The 16,266-nt window shown below is 68.2% G+C and carries 16 protein-coding genes and 1 tRNA gene; 8 read left to right on the top strand and 9 right to left on the bottom strand.

The features are described from left to right. Positions 1-125: 125 nt before the first annotated feature. Complete coding sequence (gene orn, locus AC1MED_RS10740; protein WP_479786656.1) at positions 126-719, bottom strand: oligoribonuclease; 594 nt, start codon at positions 717-719, stop codon at positions 126-128. Between the two features lie 199 nt (positions 720-918). Between orn and mptB the strand changes: the two genes are divergently transcribed. Then, positions 919-2,484, top strand: a complete 1,566-nt coding sequence (mptB, locus tag AC1MED_RS10735; RefSeq protein WP_346960808.1) for a polyprenol phosphomannose-dependent alpha 1,6 mannosyltransferase MptB — start codon at positions 919-921, stop codon at positions 2,482-2,484. A gap of 40 nt (positions 2,485-2,524) precedes the next feature. Next, on the top strand, positions 2,525-3,292 hold the full coding sequence (gene map / locus AC1MED_RS10730; protein ID WP_479783268.1) for a type I methionyl aminopeptidase: 768 nt from the start codon (positions 2,525-2,527) through the stop codon (positions 3,290-3,292). A 66-nt stretch (positions 3,293-3,358) separates the two neighbouring features. On the opposite strand, the gene AC1MED_RS10725 is transcribed toward map, so the two are convergent. Further along, positions 3,359-3,865 carry a LapA family protein gene (locus tag AC1MED_RS10725; RefSeq protein WP_346960806.1) on the bottom strand — a complete coding sequence of 169 codons (507 nt, stop codon included), beginning with the start codon at positions 3,863-3,865 and terminating at the stop codon, positions 3,359-3,361. A 236-nt stretch (positions 3,866-4,101) separates the two neighbouring features. On the opposite strand from AC1MED_RS10725, the gene AC1MED_RS10720 reads away from it, so the two are divergent. After that, a complete protein-coding gene (locus tag AC1MED_RS10720; protein WP_479783267.1) occupies positions 4,102-5,118 on the top strand; it encodes a magnesium and cobalt transport protein CorA in 1,017 nt (338 codons plus the stop codon). A gap of 61 nt (positions 5,119-5,179) precedes the next feature. Here the strand turns inward: AC1MED_RS10720 and AC1MED_RS10715 are convergent. After that, positions 5,180-5,252: transfer RNA gene (locus AC1MED_RS10715), tRNA-Arg, on the bottom strand. A 224-nt stretch (positions 5,253-5,476) separates the two neighbouring features. Between AC1MED_RS10715 and AC1MED_RS10710 the strand changes: the two genes are divergently transcribed. The 3 genes from AC1MED_RS10710 to ettA all read left to right on the top strand — a co-directional run bounded on the left by AC1MED_RS10710 (position 5,477) and on the right by ettA (position 8,329). Continuing rightward, positions 5,477-6,004, top strand: a complete 528-nt coding sequence (locus AC1MED_RS10710; RefSeq protein WP_479783266.1) for a single-stranded DNA-binding protein — start codon at positions 5,477-5,479, stop codon at positions 6,002-6,004. Positions 6,005-6,040: 36 nt separating this feature from the next. Beyond that, positions 6,041-6,496, top strand: coding sequence for a DUF6993 domain-containing protein (locus AC1MED_RS10705; protein ID WP_479783265.1), 456 nt, complete (start codon positions 6,041-6,043; stop codon positions 6,494-6,496). Positions 6,497-6,646: 150 nt separating this feature from the next. Then, on the top strand, positions 6,647-8,329 hold the full coding sequence (ettA, locus tag AC1MED_RS10700) for an energy-dependent translational throttle protein EttA (protein WP_479783264.1): 1,683 nt from the start codon (positions 6,647-6,649) through the stop codon (positions 8,327-8,329). Positions 8,330-8,426: 97 nt separating this feature from the next. Here ettA and tesB read toward each other — a convergent pair whose 3' ends face one another. Beyond that, positions 8,427-9,407 (bottom strand): acyl-CoA thioesterase II, encoded by a 981-nt coding sequence (tesB, locus tag AC1MED_RS10695; RefSeq protein WP_479780632.1) that lies wholly within the window; start codon positions 9,405-9,407, stop codon positions 8,427-8,429. A gap of 63 nt (positions 9,408-9,470) precedes the next feature. Between tesB and AC1MED_RS10690 the strand changes: the two genes are divergently transcribed. Further along, positions 9,471-10,130, top strand: coding sequence for a DUF8185 domain-containing protein (locus AC1MED_RS10690; RefSeq protein WP_479783263.1), 660 nt, complete (start codon positions 9,471-9,473; stop codon positions 10,128-10,130). Between the two features lie 83 nt (positions 10,131-10,213). On the opposite strand, the gene AC1MED_RS10685 is transcribed toward AC1MED_RS10690, so the two are convergent. The 3 genes from AC1MED_RS10685 to AC1MED_RS10675 form a co-directional block, all read right to left on the bottom strand. Then, complete coding sequence (locus tag AC1MED_RS10685; protein ID WP_479783262.1) at positions 10,214-10,657, bottom strand: GNAT family N-acetyltransferase; 444 nt, start codon at positions 10,655-10,657, stop codon at positions 10,214-10,216. Positions 10,658-10,791: 134 nt separating this feature from the next. Beyond that, positions 10,792-11,250: a globin gene (locus AC1MED_RS10680; RefSeq protein WP_479783261.1), complete on the bottom strand. Its 459-nt coding sequence runs from the start codon at positions 11,248-11,250 to the stop codon at positions 10,792-10,794. Position 11,251: 1 nt separating this feature from the next. Further along, positions 11,252-11,908, bottom strand: a complete 657-nt coding sequence (locus AC1MED_RS10675) for a mechanosensitive ion channel family protein (protein ID WP_346960908.1) — start codon at positions 11,906-11,908, stop codon at positions 11,252-11,254. An 88-nt stretch (positions 11,909-11,996) separates the two neighbouring features. Here AC1MED_RS10675 and AC1MED_RS10670 point away from each other — a divergent pair, with 88 nt between their 5' ends. Beyond that, entirely contained in the window at positions 11,997-13,004 is a 1,008-nt protein-coding gene (locus AC1MED_RS10670; protein WP_479783260.1) for an NAD-dependent epimerase/dehydratase family protein, read from the top strand. Here AC1MED_RS10670 and AC1MED_RS10665 read toward each other — a convergent pair. Then, a complete protein-coding gene (locus tag AC1MED_RS10665) occupies positions 12,992-13,504 on the bottom strand; it encodes an OsmC family protein (RefSeq protein WP_346960906.1) in 513 nt (170 codons plus the stop codon). The genes AC1MED_RS10670 and AC1MED_RS10665 overlap by 13 nt on opposite strands. Before the next feature lie 90 nt (positions 13,505-13,594). Continuing rightward, the gene (gene pepN, locus AC1MED_RS10660) at positions 13,595-16,147 is read right to left on the bottom strand and encodes an aminopeptidase N (protein WP_479783259.1); all 2,553 of its coding nucleotides are present in this window, start codon (positions 16,145-16,147) and stop codon (positions 13,595-13,597) included. Positions 16,148-16,266 lie beyond the last annotated feature (119 nt).

Genomic DNA, 16,266 nt, shown 5'->3' with positions numbered 1-16,266 from the left:
CCCCGCCATGCCTTCCGGCGAACCGGCTGGCTGAAAAGGCAACGACAAATAGCTTACCTGCTATTCGGGGGTGGTTTTGCCACTTTCGTCGAATTCGGCGAAATTTTCCCCAAACGTGGTGGAGATTACTCCGCGGGTGCTGCTGCCGGAGCGTCGGCGGGGGCCATGATCGACTTCGCGATCCGCTGCGCCGTGGCGCTGTCCGGACCCGGTGCGGGCACAAAGACCGCCTCCCGGTAGTAGCGGAGCTCGTCGATCGAATCCTTGATGTCGCCCAGGGCGCGGTGGCCGCCGAGCTTGGCGGGCGACTGGAAGTACGCCCGGGCGTACCAGCGCCGAGAGAGTTCCTTGATGGTGCTGACATCGATCACGCGGTAGTGCAGGTGTTCCACCAGCTCCGGCATGTCGCGGACCAGGAACACGCGGTCGGTGCCGACCGAGTTGCCGCCCAGCGGCGCCTTCTTCGGATCCGGCACCCACTTCTTGATGTACTCAAGCACGACGTCCTGGGCTTCGGCCATGGTCTTGCCGTGGGGGAGTTCGGCCAGCAGCCCGGACCGGGTGTGCATGTCGCGGACGAAGTCGTTCATTTGGGCCAGCGCGGCGTCGTCCGGTTTGATGACGACGTCGACGCCGTCGCCGAGGATGTTCAGTTCCGAGTCCGTCACCAGGGCCGCCACTTCGATGAGTGCGTCGTTCTTGGAGTCCAGGCCGGTCATTTCGCAGTCGATCCACACGATGCGTTCATTAGATATAGGCACCCGCCCAGCCTACCGTTTCGCCGCCGCTGAGCGGTCCGGTGCTAGGATTTTGGTACGCGGCCGTCGAAGATTTTCGTCATCGCGGCGTGCCCTCATGGCCGGCTGCCCGGCCTGTTGCGGGCCGAACCAGCCCCACAACAGATTGGACGATCCTGAGATGACGGCGCCTGTACCTGCGGCGGGGGAAACGGCTGCCGGTACGTCCCGCCAGGCCCCCAAAGCGGTGGTTGCGGATGTGGACAACGCGAAGTCGCCGATCCTTGCCGGGTTCGTCGGGTCCATGTTCATGGCGGTCGGTTCGCTCGGCGTCGGCTGGCTGGCCCCGGTCTCCGAACTGCGGCGCCTGCCCTTGTTCATCTGGATGCGGACCGAAGCCGTAGGTGTGGGGCTGAGTATTGTGCTCCTGGCCGTTGGCGGCATGCTGCTGGTCCGCGCCTGGCTCCGGCTGGGGCAGCGGGTGCGCACCTGGGGCGCCGGCGCCCGCAGGGCCACCCTGCTGGCGGTGGCGGCGTGGGGGCTGCCGATGATGTTCTCTGTGCCCCTGTTCAGCCGCGACGTCTACGCCTATATCGGCCAGGGCCGCCTGATGGTGGAGGGTTTCAACCCGTACGAGAACGGCATCTCGGCGCTGTCGAATTACTTCCAGCTGGGCGCGGACAAGATGTGGACCGAGGCCCCGGTGCCGTACGGGCAGCTGTTCCTCTGGATCGAGCAGTTCGTTGTCTGGTCAACGAACGTGCACCCGGAAGCCAGCATCATGCTCTTCCGGCTCGCCGCCCTGGTCGGCATTGTGCTCTGCGTAATCTACGTGCCCAAACTGGCCGAGCTCCACGGCGTCAACCCGCACCGGGCCCTCTGGCTCACCGCGGCGAACCCGTTGTTCCTGACCAACTTCATCGCCAGCGTGCACAACGACGCGCTGATGCTCGGCCTGGCCCTCGCAGGACTCTACTACTGCGCCACCAGGCGGGTGCTGCTTGGCCTGGTGCTGGTCACACTGTCCATTTCGGTCAAACCCATCACGATCGTGTTCCTGCCGTTCATCGGCCTGCTGTGGGCGGGCAAGAACGCCGGCTGGCCACGCAAATTCGTCTTCTGGGCGCTCACCGCCGGCATCAGCCTGGCCTTGCTCTACGCCATGAGCCTGGTCAACGGATTCGGTTTCGGCTGGATCAACGGGCTCTCCGCCCCGGGCAGCATCTGGATCTGGTACGCGCCGGTAGGCCTGCTGGGGCTGATTGTCGCCTCGATCTTCAACGCCTTCGGCCTGGACGGCTGGGGGTTGGCCAAATGGGTGTACGACGCCGGGAAATTGCTGGCGCTCGGGATCGTCGGCTGGCAGATCTTCCGCGGGGACTACGACCGCCTGATGCGCCGGCTCACGCTGGCCTTCGCCGCCGTCGTCTTCCTGGCGCCGATGATCCAGTCCTGGTACGTCGTCTGGCTGATCCCGCTGTTTGCGGTCACCGGCATCCGGGACGACTGGCAGGTCAAGGCCGTGTACTTCATGGTGTCCTTCTTTATGGTCTACGCCATTTCGGACCAGCTCGAGGTCTTCCCCTACCTGCAGACCGAGGACCTTGGCCTCGCCCTCGCGCTGGCCCGCAACGCCGCCGCCATCATCGCGTTGCTGTTCGCCCTGTACCTGATCTTCCTCGATCCGAAGACCAAGCAGTTGTTCAGCAAACCGTCGGAACCGGTCACCACCCGGCCCGTCATCTAAGCGTCGGCAGCCACCTGCCCCCGCGTCGGAAGGAAGCCCCGTGTCCATGATCAAGACTCCCGAAGAGATCGCCCTGATGGGCGAGGCCGGGCGCGTGGTCGCGAACGCGCTGGCGCGGGTGCGCGAGGTTGCCGCCGTCGGCGTCTCCCTCAAGGAACTCGACGCCGAGGCAGCTACGGTGATTGCCGAAGCGGGCGCCACCCCCGCGTTCCTGGACTACCATCCCCGGTGGGCCTCGGTGCCCTTCCCCGGCGTGATCTGCACGTCCGTCAACGACGCGGTGGTGCACGGCATCCCGAACGACTACCGCCTGGCCGACGGCGACCTGCTGAGCGTGGACTGCGGCGCCTTCCTGGCGGGCTGGTGCGGCGACGCCGCGGTCAGCTTCATCGTGGGGACCGCGGACCCGGTGGACCAGGCGCTGATCGATGCCACCGACGACGCCCTGGCCCGCGGCATCGAGGCGGCACGGATCGGCAACAAGATGGGCGACGTCGCGGACGCGATCGGCGGGCCCGCCCGCCGGGCAGGTTACGGGCTGCTCGCCGACCACGGCGGCCACGGCATCGGCAAAACCATGCACGCAGAGCCGCACGTCCCGAACGCCGGCAGGCCGGGCCGCGGCATCAAACTGACCGAGGGGCTCGTCATCGCGATCGAGCCCATGCTGATTCTTGGCGGCAAGGACGACTACTACCACGACGCTGACGAGTGGACCCTCCGCTCGGCCAACGGACGCCGGGCGGCGCACAGCGAGCACACCGTGGCGATCACCGCGGACGGGCCGGTCATCCTGACACTGCCCTAGGGCCGCCGGGCGTCGCCGGGCCGCCCTGGCAACCTGGCGGCCCGGCGTCGTTCGGCGTCGTTCGAATTAACGGGTGCGTGGCGCCTGGCCGGCGAGCCGGGCGCGCTGGCGGTGTGCGGCGAGACGCAACTGGATGATGCGTGCCGCTCCGGCGATGGCCACCAGGATGCCGCCGCCGACCGCGGCGATGAAAAGCGCGACGCCGAGCGGGACCGCCCCTTCGAGGCCGAAGTACTTCACCTGGACGTAGACCTGGTTCTGCAGGATAAAGACAATGAGCAGGACCAGCACCACCAGGGCGCTGGCGACGGCCGCCCACACCATACCCGCGCGGGTCACCTGGCGGGGTTCCGCGGCGGGCGCGGGTGTGGGGGCTGCGGTGCCGGAGGTTTCCCTGACCGGGGCTGCGACGGCGTCCGCCGGAGCCCCGGTAGCCAGGCCGGTGCCGCTCGCCGGGCCGGCGTCGGGGTAGCCCTCCTCGACGGGCCCGGAAGGGACGCCCGCCGAGGGGTACTGCGCGGGCAGGGCGTCGTTGGGATCCTGGGGATCGAATCCGCGTGGTGTCTGGGTCATGGCTGCCGTGCCTTTCGGTTGCGGGCGGGCCGTGCAGGCTTTCCCTGGCGGCCCGTCTGTCACCTTAATAGTAAGGGTGCTTATGGCGGACGGAGGCACCTGGTGATGGCGGGTTGTGGCCTAATCCTCAGTTGCGGACACCGCACCGGGCGGCCCGTTGGCAGCGGGCGGGGGACGGTATAGCGTCACAGTCAAAGGGCGCCTGGAGTGGGCGGTTCAGCCGAGGAGGCACAGCCGTGACGATCGTCGACAACGCAGTGTATGTGGACGGGTACCGGACTGCGGACCCTGAGGACCTGGACGAGACGTACTTCGTGCTGCGGCAGCGACAGGGCATGGCGTGGATCGGGCTCTACCGTCCGGACGCGGCGGAACTGCGCTCGGTGGCCGAGGAGTTCGACCTGAACCATCTGGCGGTGGAGGACGCCCTCGCAGGCCATCAGCGCGCCAAGCTCGAACACTACGGCGACACCCATTTTTTAGTGCTGCGTCCGGCCCGTTACCTGGACGAAGTGGAGAAGGTCCAGTTCGGCGAGATCCACATCTTCACAGGCCCCGACTTCGTGGTCACCGTCCGGCATGCCGGATCCCCCGACCTGGCGCGGGTGCGGCGGCGGATGGAGTCCCAGCCCGGGTTCCTCGCCCTTGGGCCGGACGCCGTGCTGTACGCCATCCTGGACCAGGTGGTAGACGAGTACGAGCCCGTGGCCGCCGGTCTGGAGAACGACGTGGACGAGATCGAGGATGAGCTTTTCGCTGCCGACCCGGGCGTTTCCCGCCGGATCTACGAGCTCTCCCGCCAGGTGATCATGTTCCAGCGGGCGACGGCGCCGCTTACGGGCATCCTCCAGGCGCTCCGGGCCGGCCGGCCCAACCATGTGCCCGGTCCCGAACTGCAGGATCATTTCCGCGACGTGCTGGACCATGTGCTGCGCCTGAGTGAACGGATCGCCGCCTTCCGTGCACTGCTGCAGAACGCGCTCGCGGTCAACGCCGCCCTCGTGGCCCAGCGGCAGAACGACGAGATGCGGCTCCTGACGGAATCAAGCATCGCCCAGAACGAACAGACCAAACGGATTTCGTCCTGGGCCGCCATCCTCTTCGCGCCGACCCTGATCGCCTCGATCTACGGCATGAACTTCCGCCTGATACCGGAACTGGACTGGATCTTCGGCTATCCCATGGCACTGGGGCTGATGCTGGTGATGGGAGTGGCCCTCTACCTGACCTTCAGGCACAACAAGTGGATTTGAAGGCACGGGGCAGGGGGTGCGGCCCTGGCGGCGGATGACCCGCGACCAGGGCCGCCTGTTGTGCCCCAGGAGGGAATCGAACCCCCGACCGGCGGATTAGAAGGCCGCTGCTCTATCCCCTGAGCTACTGGGGCACGTTCGGCGTGCCCGGCTGCTGCCGGCGACGCCTCAAGAAGTTTACAGTGCCCGGCGCACCTTGCCGCTCAGGAGCAGCCCGGCAGGGCGCGGCTTTCTCGGTCCCGCCCGGCTGATTGCCCTGGTTTTCCACATAGCGGATTCCCGCACTGCCGGCCGGGCCGGGCTGGCCTGAAGCTGGAACTGCCTGCTAGGGCACGACCAATCGAGACAGGACAGACTAATGAACGACAGCATCACGGTCCGCGGCTTCGTCGCCACGGAGATCAGGAGCTCGACGACGCCGGGCGGCGTCGCCACCGCGTCCTTCCGGATGGGCTCCAACCAGCGGCGCTTTGACCGCTCCGCGAACGCCTGGGTGGATGGAAACACCAACTGGTTCACGGTGCAGGGCTACCGCCAGCTGGCCGGAAACATGGGCTGCAGCATCAAGAAAGGCCAGCGGGTCATCGTGGTCGGCCGGCTCAAGATGCGCAGCTGGGAAAAGGACGGCCGTATCTATCACTCTGCGGAGATCGATGCGGAATCCGTCGGCCACGACTTGATGTGGGGCTCCGCGAATTTCACCCGCACGTCCGGGGGCGGCCCGGTGCCCGGCCACGACACCGCTCCTGAACGTATGGACGGCGGCCACGACGGTCCCGACGACGGCGGCCATCACCCGGACACGGACGACGCGGGCGACGCGGGCGCCGACGACGGGCTGGACTTCGACGAAGAGACCGGCGAACTGAAGGAGGCGGCCGCCTGAGACCGGGGACGGACGTCCGCGTGGAACAATTGCCGGGTGAGGCGGACCCGGACTGGCACGGAACATCGGGCGCCCCTGCGCGTCCTTGGCGGGCTGGCGCTGCTGCTGGCAGTAACGTCTGCGTGTTCGCCCGCCGGCGGCAGCGGGGGAACGGCTACGGATAACACTGCTCCCGCCCCGGCCGGGACGCCCGGCGTTGGCACGTCCAGGACCGCGGAGCGCCTGCAGGCGGCCCTGGCGCAAGCGGCCGCCCGGGAGGCCAAACCGGGCACCGGCAACATTCGGCAGGCCCTAGCCGAAGTAGGTTTCCCGCCGGGAGCCGTCGAAGTCACGGCGAGCCGGACAACCACGGGGCTGGAGGCCGACGCCGTGGAAGCCGCGGTCCGGCAGGGCCGGGACTGCGTCGTTGGCCAGGTGCGGGGTGGCTCCGTGGCGGTGGTGGTGCTGCCGGTCCTGGCGGACGGGCGCTGTTTGGCGGGCTCGCCCGCCTAGCGGCCATCATGGGCAGGCCGAGTACGCCGGCCCTCGCGGCAGTCCGGCCCGCAGGCTGCCGGTCGGGCTCCTTGGAGTCCGTCGCCTGGACCGCCGGCTGGCCAGGCCCTGAATGTGAGTTATCCGCGCCAAGCCACTAGATTTGTAGGCATGGCGGAATTTATCTACACAATGACCAAGGCCCGTAAGGCCGTTGGCGAAAAACTTATCCTCGACGACGTGAGCATGTCCTTCTTCCCGGGGGCCAAGATTGGTGTTGTTGGCCCGAATGGTGCCGGTAAGTCCACCATTCTCAAGATCATGGCCGGCCTGGACACTCCCTCCAACGGCGAAGCCCGGCTGAGCCCCGGCTACACCGTCGGCATCCTGCTGCAGGAACCGCCGTTGAACGAGGACAAGACCGTACTGGGCAACGTCCAGGAAGGCGTCGGCGAGATCTACGGCAAGATCCAGCGCTTCAACGAGATCTCCGAAGAAATGGCCAACCCCGACGCCGATTACGACGCCCTCCTCGAGGAGATGGGCCAGTTGCAGGAAGCCATCGACGCCGCCGACGCCTGGGATCTCGATTCCCAGCTCGAGCAGGCCATGGACGCCCTGCGCTGCCCGCCCGCCGATGCCGACGTGACACTGCTCTCCGGTGGTGAGCGCCGCCGCGTGGCCCTCTGCAAGCTCCTGCTGCAGAAGCCGGACCTGCTGCTCCTCGACGAGCCCACCAACCACCTCGACGCCGAGAGCGTGCTGTGGCTCGAACAGCACCTCTCCTCCTACCCGGGCGCCGTCCTCGCCGTCACCCACGACCGGTACTTCCTGGACCACGTGGCCGAATGGATCGCCGAAGTGGACCGCGGCCACCTGTACCCCTACGAGGGCAACTACTCCACCTACCTCGAGAAGAAGCGCGCCCGCCTGGAGATCCAGGGCAAGAAGGACGCCAAGCAAGCCAAGCGCCTCGCCGAGGAACTCGACTGGGTCCGCTCCAACGCCAAGGGCCGCCAGACCAAGTCCAAGGCCCGTCTGGCACGCTATGAGGAAATGGCCGCCGAGGCGGACCGCACCCGCAAACTCGACTTCGAAGAGATCCAGATCCCGCCGGGACCGCGCCTGGGCGGGCTCGTTCTGGAGGCCAAGAACCTGCAGAAGGGCTTCGAAGACCGCACCCTCATCGACGGGCTGTCCTTCACGCTGCCGCGCAACGGCATCGTCGGCGTCATAGGCCCGAACGGTGTCGGCAAGACCACCCTGTTCAAGACCATCGTGGGGCTGGAGCCCCTCGACGGCGGCGAGCTGAAGATCGGCGATTCCGTCAAGATCTCCTACGCGGACCAGAGCCGCGGCGGCATCGACCCGAACAAGACCCTGTGGGAGGTCGTTTCCGACGGCCTCGATTTCATCCAGGTCGGCCAGGTCGAGATGCCGTCCCGCGCCTATGTCGCCGCCTTCGGCTTCAAGGGCCCGGACCAGCAGAAGAAGGCCGGGGTGCTCTCCGGTGGTGAGCGCAACCGCCTTAACCTGGCGCTGACCCTCAAGCAGGGCGGCAACTTGCTGCTCCTTGACGAACCGACCAACGACCTGGATGTCGAGACACTCAGCAGCCTCGAAAACGCCCTGCTCGAATTCCCGGGCTGCGCCGTCGTCGTCTCGCACGACCGCTGGTTCCTGGACCGGGTGGCCACCCACATCCTGGCCTACGAAGGCGACGAGGAGAACCCCTCAAAGTGGTACTGGTTCGAGGGCAACTTCGAATCCTACGAGGAGAACAAGATCGAGCGCCTCGGCCCCGACGCGGCCAAGCCGCACCGCGTGACGCACCGCCGCCTGACCCGCGACTAGGTTCCGCGCGGCAGGCCGCCACTTGCCCACGGAGAAGGCCGGTTCCCCTCGGGGAATCGGCCTTCTCCATATCCTGGTCAGCGTCGGACCGGCTTGGTCAGCCGCGGTCCGCCTTGCGCATCTGGTGCTGCAGGACCTTGGTCTGGACGGCGCCCTTGACCTTGTTTTTCAGGTCGGTCGGCACCCGGATCATGCCCTCCTGGGCCACCGTGGCCACATGCCGGCCGTCCCGGCTGAAGATCTTGCCCGTCGCCAGTCCCCGGGCGCCCTGAGCGCTGGGGGATTCCTGGACGTAAAGCAGCCACTCATCCACCCGGACGGGCCGGTGCCACCACATGGCGTGGTCCAGGCTCGCGACGGACATTCCCGGGGTGATCCAGCTCATCCCGTGCCGGCGCAGGACGGACTCCAGCAGCGTGTAGTCGCTCGCATAGGCCAGCGCCGCGCGGTGCATCTGCGGGTCGTCCGGCATTGGCCCGAACGTGCGCATCCAGACGGCGTTCCGGGCCTCCTTCGGACCCTTGGCGGAGACATACAGGGCCGGATCCACGTGGCGGATGTCGAACGGCCGCTCGTAGGCCCAGTGCCGGGCCACCGGGTGGTCGTACTTGCCCAGCAGGTCGGCCGTGCTCGGCAGCGACTCCGGGTCCGGTATGCCCGCCGGCATTTCGGTCTGATGCTCGATTCCTTCGTCCTCATCCTGGAAGGACGCGATCATCGACAGGATGGGCATGCCCTCCTGATACGCGTGGACCCTGCGCGCGGAGAAGGACCGGCCGTCGCGGAGCCGCTGCACGCCGAAGGTGATGGGCTTGTTGGCGTCACCCGGGCGGAGGAAATAACCATGCATGGAGTGGACGCCGCGGCCCTCCGGGACGGTGCGGCTGCCGGCCACCAACGATTGCGCCAGCACCTGACCGCCAAAGACACGCTGCCGCGGCTGCTTCTGCGAAGGACCCATAAAGATGTCCTCATCCGTCCGGGCACCCTCCAGCTCGCCGAGGTTCAGGAGTTGGATGAGCGAGGAGGTGGGATCCTCGGTGGGCATCGCCTGCAATCCGGCTTCGGCTTCAGTCATGGTTTGACTCTAGACGTCACCCCGGCACGGCTCAAAAGAGGCACAGCCGGTAGAGTCAGGATTGTGTCAGACGTCCTAACCCAGCCCCTGCAGTTCACCGATCCCCGCGACCTCGCCGACCTGCGCACCTTCGCCACCCGGGCCCGCACCATAGACGACGGCGCCATCCGGCTGAGCGCCGCCGGGCCGGTCCTGGCCGCCTACGTCTGCGTACTCCGTCCCCGGCTGCTCGGGGAATCGACCCCGACGATCCTCGGCCTCCGGACCATGGCGCTGGCCGCGCCCGCGGAACTCGACGTGACCGTCCCGCTGTCTGCGGTGCTGGACCGGCTGGCGCGCGCCGGCGCAGACGACGTCGAGCTTCCGGTACCGCCGATGACCGTCACCGAGTCGTGGGCCGGCGTCGGCGCCCCCCGCAGCGGCTGGGAGCCGCTCGGCGCCCTGCCGGACGAGGTCCTGCGACAGAGCGCCGAGGCCGGCATCACGGAGATCGCCGCCATCATTCCGGACAAGCCCGGCGCGCTGATCGTCAACAATGCCCGGGCCACGGTCTGGGGGCGTCCGCTGCCCGACGCCGGCGGGCTGCCCGCGGGGGCGGCCTTCGCCGCGCTGACGCTGGGCTTCCTGGCCGACGGCGAACAAAGCCTCTTCCGTGCGGGCCGGTGGTTCCGGCTCAGCGGCCCCCGTGGTCACGTCCTGGTCCGGGCCGGCTCGGGACTCTAGGCGCCGGCACCGTCCCGCGCGCGGACTTGCTTATCCGGACGCCATTTACGGCCCGGCCGGCCGGGCCGCATCCTGCGCCGGGTTCAGAACCGGAGAACGTTTAGTTCGACGGCGGGCTCAAAACCCAGCCGGGCATAGAAGCTACGCGACGTGGGGGAGGGCGATAGCACCATCCGAGCCGCCTTGATGCCCCGCGAGAACGCGATCGCCTCCTGCACCAACTGCGCTCCGATGCCGGCATTGCGGAACTCCGGCAGCACATAGACGTTGCCCAGATAGACCCAGTGGGAGGGTTCCTTGCCGGGTTTGGGCATCCGCTCAAAGACCAGGAGGTTGAGCATCCCGACCAGTTCGCCGTCCCGCTCGGCGACAATGAATTTTCGAGGGTTGGCGTCCCGCCAGTTGCTGTAGACGGCTTCGAAGTCCGGATCGACGCCGGCCCCAGGCTCCTGTTCCGCGGCCCACGCCGCCCTCAGCGCTGCCACGGCAGACCGGTCCTCAGTGATTTCGTCACGGATTATCAGCATGGGCTCACCCTACCGACCGTGACGAGGGTCTCGTCTTAAAACACTTGTCGCCCGGATACCCGGCTAGGTATTATTGAGGCAGAAAGACCCCGGAGGCATTCCCCCAAGTGCCTCCGGGGTCTTTCCATATCGTTTTAGGCCCCGGAGGGGCTGTTGACCAACGAGAGGGCGGCCCGTTCCATGTAGTCCCAGAGGGTCCCCTCGTAGAGCGGCGGCAGCTCGAGGGCGTCGACGGCGGTGCGCATGTGGTGCAGCCAGGCGTCCTTCGCCTCCGGGGTGACACGGAACGGCTGGTGCCGCATCCTCAGCCGAGGGTGGCCGCGCTCCTCGCCGTAAGTGGTGGGCCCGCCCCAGTACTGCTCCAGGAACATCAGGAAGCGCCGCTTGGCCGGACCGAGGTCTTCCTCCGGGTACATCGGGCGCAGCAGCGGGTCCGTCGCGACGCCGTCGTAAAACACATCGATCAGCTTCACGAACGTTTCGTGGCCGCCTACGGCGTCATAGAAGTTGTCCGTATAGCCGGGCCGGCTGAAGGGATCGTTCTGCATCAGCAGCTTGGGCTGGCGGGGCTCGCCGGCGCTGGGGAGGGTCATCTTATTCTCCGGCCTGTTGCTGGGTTGCGGGGGTCTCGTCCGCCGTCGAACCGTCCGGCGCCACATAGCTGCCCTGCGAGCGGTTGCCCACCCGCAGGATCTCGCCGTTGCGCAGGTACCAGACGGTGCCGTCCTCGGCCCGGACCCGGGTGATACGCAGGCCCATGGACTCGACCGTGCCCACAACTTCTGACGTTTCGATGACGTCGCCGATCCCGTACTGGTCCTCGATGGTGATGAAGATGCCGGCCAGGAAGTCGCGGATCAGCTGCTGGGCGCCGAAACCGATGGCGACGCCGAGGATGCCGACGCTGGTCAGCAGCGGGGCGATGTTGACGTTGAGGTTCTGCAGGACGTACATCACCGTGATCACCACGACCAGCACGCTCACCACACTGTTGAGCAGGGACCCGATCGTGTTGGCCCGCTGCTCGCGCCGCTGGTGGTCCAGCGCCCGCAGCGCCGGGGCCACCCAGCGGAAATGCGGCTTCTTGAAGAACGTGGTGCCGGCGGCGACGCGCTTGGTGATACCTGCGATCACAAACGACGCCACCAGCCACGTGGCGACGCCAACGCCGATGCTGATCAGGACCCCCGGCAGGTTGACGGCCGAGATGTCCGGCGGCGTGATGGGCTCAGCGGTGATAAGGCGGTACATCGGCGGGGTTTGCTCCTTCGGGGCGCCCGCGTTCGCCGGGCGCATAACACTCTGTTCAGTTTCAACATTAGCGCCGTAGCGTTGCGCCATGCGCATCCTGGTCCTTGGCGGCACCGCCTTCCTGTCAGCAGAAATCACCCGGCAGGCGCTCGCCGCCGGGCACGAGGTCACGTGCCTGGCCCGCGGGACCCGTTCGGCCCCGCCCGAGGGTGCCACCTGGCTGCAGGCGGACCGGGCGCAAGGCCGCGTTGCCTACGCCGCCGCGGCCAGCGCGGGGGAGTGGGACGCCGTCGTCGACGTCGCCCGGCACCCGGGGCAGGCGCGGGAGGCGCTGGAAGCGCTGGCCGGAACTGCCCGGCACTGGACCTTCGTCTCAAGCTGTTGGGTCTACGCGGACCATTCTGTCCCCGGCGCGGCCGAGGACGCCGCGGTGCTGGCCCCGCTGGCGGTGGACCTGGAGCCGACCCCGGAACGCTACGGCGAGGCGAAGTCGGCCATTGAACGCTCGACGGCGGAACTCGCCGGGGACAAGGCGCACCTGTGCCGCGCCGGGCTGATCGGCGGGCCGGGCGACGAATCGGACCGCTACGGCTACTGGCCGGCCCGCTTCGCCCGGGACCCGGGTCCGGCACTGGCCCCGGACATCCCGGCGGACAGCACCCAGGTCATCGATGTGCGGGACCTTGCAGCGTGGGTGCTGCGGGCGGCGGAAGCCGGGGTCACCGGGGCGCTGAACGCCGTGGGCGACCCGGTGCCGTTCGCCGAGTACCTCGACGCCGCGCGGCAGGCCGCCCGGGGAAGCGCCGAGGTGGTGGCGGCCCCGGCCGACTGGCTCGCCGCCCGCGGGGTGAACTACTGGGCAGGCCCGGACTCGCTGCCGCTCTGGCTGCCGCCCGGCCATGACGGCTTCGCGGCCCGCAGCAACGCGGCGGCGCTGGCCGCCGGGATGACGCTGCGGCCGTGGACCGAGACGATGCAAGACACCCTGGCCGACGAACACCGCCGCGGACTCGGCCGGGACCGGAAGGCGGGCCTCAGCCCGGACACCGAACGCCGGCTGCTGCGTGAGTTCCGGGCCGGCGTTCAGCCCGCCTGAGTGTCCGCGTCTGGAATGCCGGCAGCGGGGTCCACGGCCGCCGAGGGCTCGTGCCGCACCGGAAAGTTGACGCTCCGGGCAATGAAGCAAACCGCGTTGGCCCCGCGGTGCAGCTCCTCCAACAACTCTTCGGCCGCCGGCGCCGCCGTCGTGACCCGGGGCCTGAGCGTGACCGATTCGAACTGGCCGCTGCCGTCCCGGTTGGTCCGCATCACACCCTCGGCGCGGTCCTCATACCCGGTCACCACCACGCCGTGCTTCACGGCGACGTGCAAAAAGGACAGCATGTGGCACTGCGAGAGCGCGGCCAGCAGCAGCTGCTCCGGGTTGTACCGCTCCCGGTCGCCGTGGAACGTGGGGTCAGCGGAGCCCTTCAGGACCGGCAGCCCGGGGATCTCGACGTCGTGGTCGCGGGAGTAGCCGCGGTAGGAGGAGGTCCCCTCGCCCAGGTTCCCGGTCCAGCGGACGGTCAGCGCGTAGTGGTGCTCGTCGAGGCTCATGCCGCCAGTCTAGCGGCGCGGAAACGCCAGGACCCCGGCGCCGCCAAGCGGTACCGGGGTCCTGAACTGCGGGGCTGACCTCTGCCCGGCCTAGATGTCCGCGGCGCGGGCGCGCAGGGCGCGGGCGACGCCGTCGCGGTTTTCCAGCATCATCCGGTGCAGCGCCGCGCTGTCCTCCGGCAGCGACGCCAGGAACGCGTCCGTGCGGTCCACCGTGGCCTGCGTGGTCAGCTGCGCGGGGTAGAGCCCGACGACGATCTGCTGGGCCAGCGCGTGGGTGCGGTCCTTGACGATGCCCGGGACGGCCGCGAAGTACTTTTCGGCGTAGGGCTCCAGCAAGGACGTGTCCAGCACCCGGGTGAAGCCGGCAACCGCCGAACCCTGCAGGGCATTGGACAGTTCGCCCTTGACCACGATCGACTCCCAGGCCGCGGCCTTGGCCTCGGCGGTGGGGATGGCTGCCTTGGCCAGGGCCGCCGCGTTCTGGCCGGTGGCGGTGTTGTCGTGCTCCAGCTCGGCGTCGATCTGCTCCTGCCCGGCCCGGCCGCCGACTACGAGGGACGCGATCAGCTCCCAGCGAAGGTCCTGGTCCACAGTGAGGCCGGGCAGCTCCAGGGAGCCGTCCAACAGGGCGGCGACGGTGTCCAGCTGCCCGGCGCTGCGGGCCAGCAGGGCGTAGGACTTCACGAACTGCAGCTGTGCGTCGGAGCCGGCCGGGACGCGGGCGGCGAGCTCCCAGAGCCGGTCGGCGGCGGCGGTCGCGGTGGCGTCCTTGTGCTCCGCGGCGACGTAGAAGTTCAGCGTGGTGGCGAGCTGGCGGAGCTGGACCAGGATCACGGAGGAGTCGGATTCCTCGGCGATGTTGGCCAGGATGAGTTCCACGTAGCCGCGGGCCGGGGTTTCGCCGTCGCGCGCCGCGTCCCAGGCCGAGCCCCAGACCAGGGTGCGGGGGAGGCTCTGGCCGAAGTCCTTCAGGTGCGCGGTGGCGGTGGCGAGGGATTTCGGGTCAAGCCGGACCTTGGCGTAGGCGAGGTCGTCGTCGTTGAGCAGGATCAGGTCCGGCTGCGCCAGGCCCGCCAGGGCCGGAACTTCGGTGCGCTCGCCGTCGACGTCGAGCTCCTCGCGGTGCACCCGCTTCAGCTTCCCGGCGCCGTCCAGGTTGTAGAAGCCGACGGCGAGCCGGTGCGGGCGGATGGTCGGCTGGGCCTCCGTGGCGGACTGCAGGATGGCGAACGAGGAAATGTTCCCGTCCTCACCGACGGACAGCTCGGGCTTGAGCGTGTTCACACCGGCGGTCTCCAGCCAGAGCCGTCCCCAGTGGTCCAGGTCGCGGCCGCTGGCCTTTTCCAGCTCGACCATCAGGTCGCTGAGCTCGGTGTTCTGCCAGGAGTGCTTGCGGAAGTACTCGCGGACGCCGGCCATGAACTCCTCCGGACCCACCCAGGCCACCAGCTGCCGCAGCACCGAGGCGCCCTTGGCGTAGGTGATGCCGTCGAAGTTCACCTCGACGTCCTGCAGGTCGTTGATCTCGGCGAAGATCGGGTGCGTGGTGGGCAGCTGGTCCTGCCGGTAGGCCCAGGACTTCTCCACCGAGGCGAAGGTGGTCCAGGCGTGGTCGAATTTCGTGTTCTCGACGGCCGCGAGGTGGGACATGTACTCGGCGAAGGACTCGTTGAGCCACAGGTCGTTCCACCAGCGCATGGTCACGAGGTCGCCGAACCACATGTGGGCCAGCTCGTGCAGCACGGTGATGGCGCGGCGTTCCACCTGGGCGTCCGTGACCTTGCTGCGGAAGACGTAGCCCTCCAGGATGGTCACCGCGCCGGCGTTCTCCATGGCGCCGGCGTTGAACTCCGGCACGAAGAGCTGGTCGTACTTCTCGAACGGGTAGGGGCAGCCGAACTGTGCCTCGAAGAACTCGAAGCCCTGGCGGGTGAGGTCGAAGATGTTGTCCGCGTCGAGGTACTGCATCAGCGACTTGCGGGCAAAGACGCCCAGCGGGGTGACTTTACCGTCGGCGGACTTCACCTCGCTGCGGACCGACTGGTACGGTCCGGCGATCAGCGCGGTGACGTAGGAGGAGAGCCGCGGGGTGGGGGCGAATTCCCAGACCGAGCGGGCGCCGCCGTCCTCGCCGGGAATGGTTTCCACAGGCACCGGGGTGGGGGAGTTGGAGACGACGTCCCAGTGCGAGGGCGCGGTCACGGTGAAGCTGAAGCTGGCCTTGAGGTCGGGCTGCTCGAAGACGGCGAACATGCGCCGGGAATCGGGAACCTCGAACTGGGTGTACAGGTAGACCTCGTTGTCCACCGGGTCCACGAAGCGGTGCAGGCCCTCGCCGGTGTTCATGTAGGGCGCGTCCGCGACCACCAGCAGTTCGTTATCCTCGGCCAGGTCCGGCAGCTGGATCCGGATGCCGTCGGAAACGTCCGCCGGATCCAGCTCGCGGCCGTTGAGCGTGACGCTGTGCACCGTGTGGGTCACGGCGTCGATGAAGGTCGAGGACCCGGGCTTGGCCGTGAACTTCACGGCGGTGGTGGACCCGAAGACCTTCTCGCCCCGGGTCAGGTCGAGGCTGACTTCGTAGGAGTCGACGGCGATCAGTTCGGCGCGCTCGCGGGCTTCGGCGCGGGTGAGGTTCATACCGGGCAAGAGGTGCCTCCAGGAGTGGTGGGAACGGTGGAAACGATACTGTGAAATTATTCTTTCACGTTGCGGTGGCTTGGCAAGTTGTGCACGTCACAGCGGGCCCGCTCCAGGCG

The organism is Arthrobacter sp. BI5, assembly GCF_056680065.1.
The sequence above is the reverse complement of the archived record's forward strand: the minus strand, read 5'-3'. Positions and strand labels throughout refer to the sequence as shown.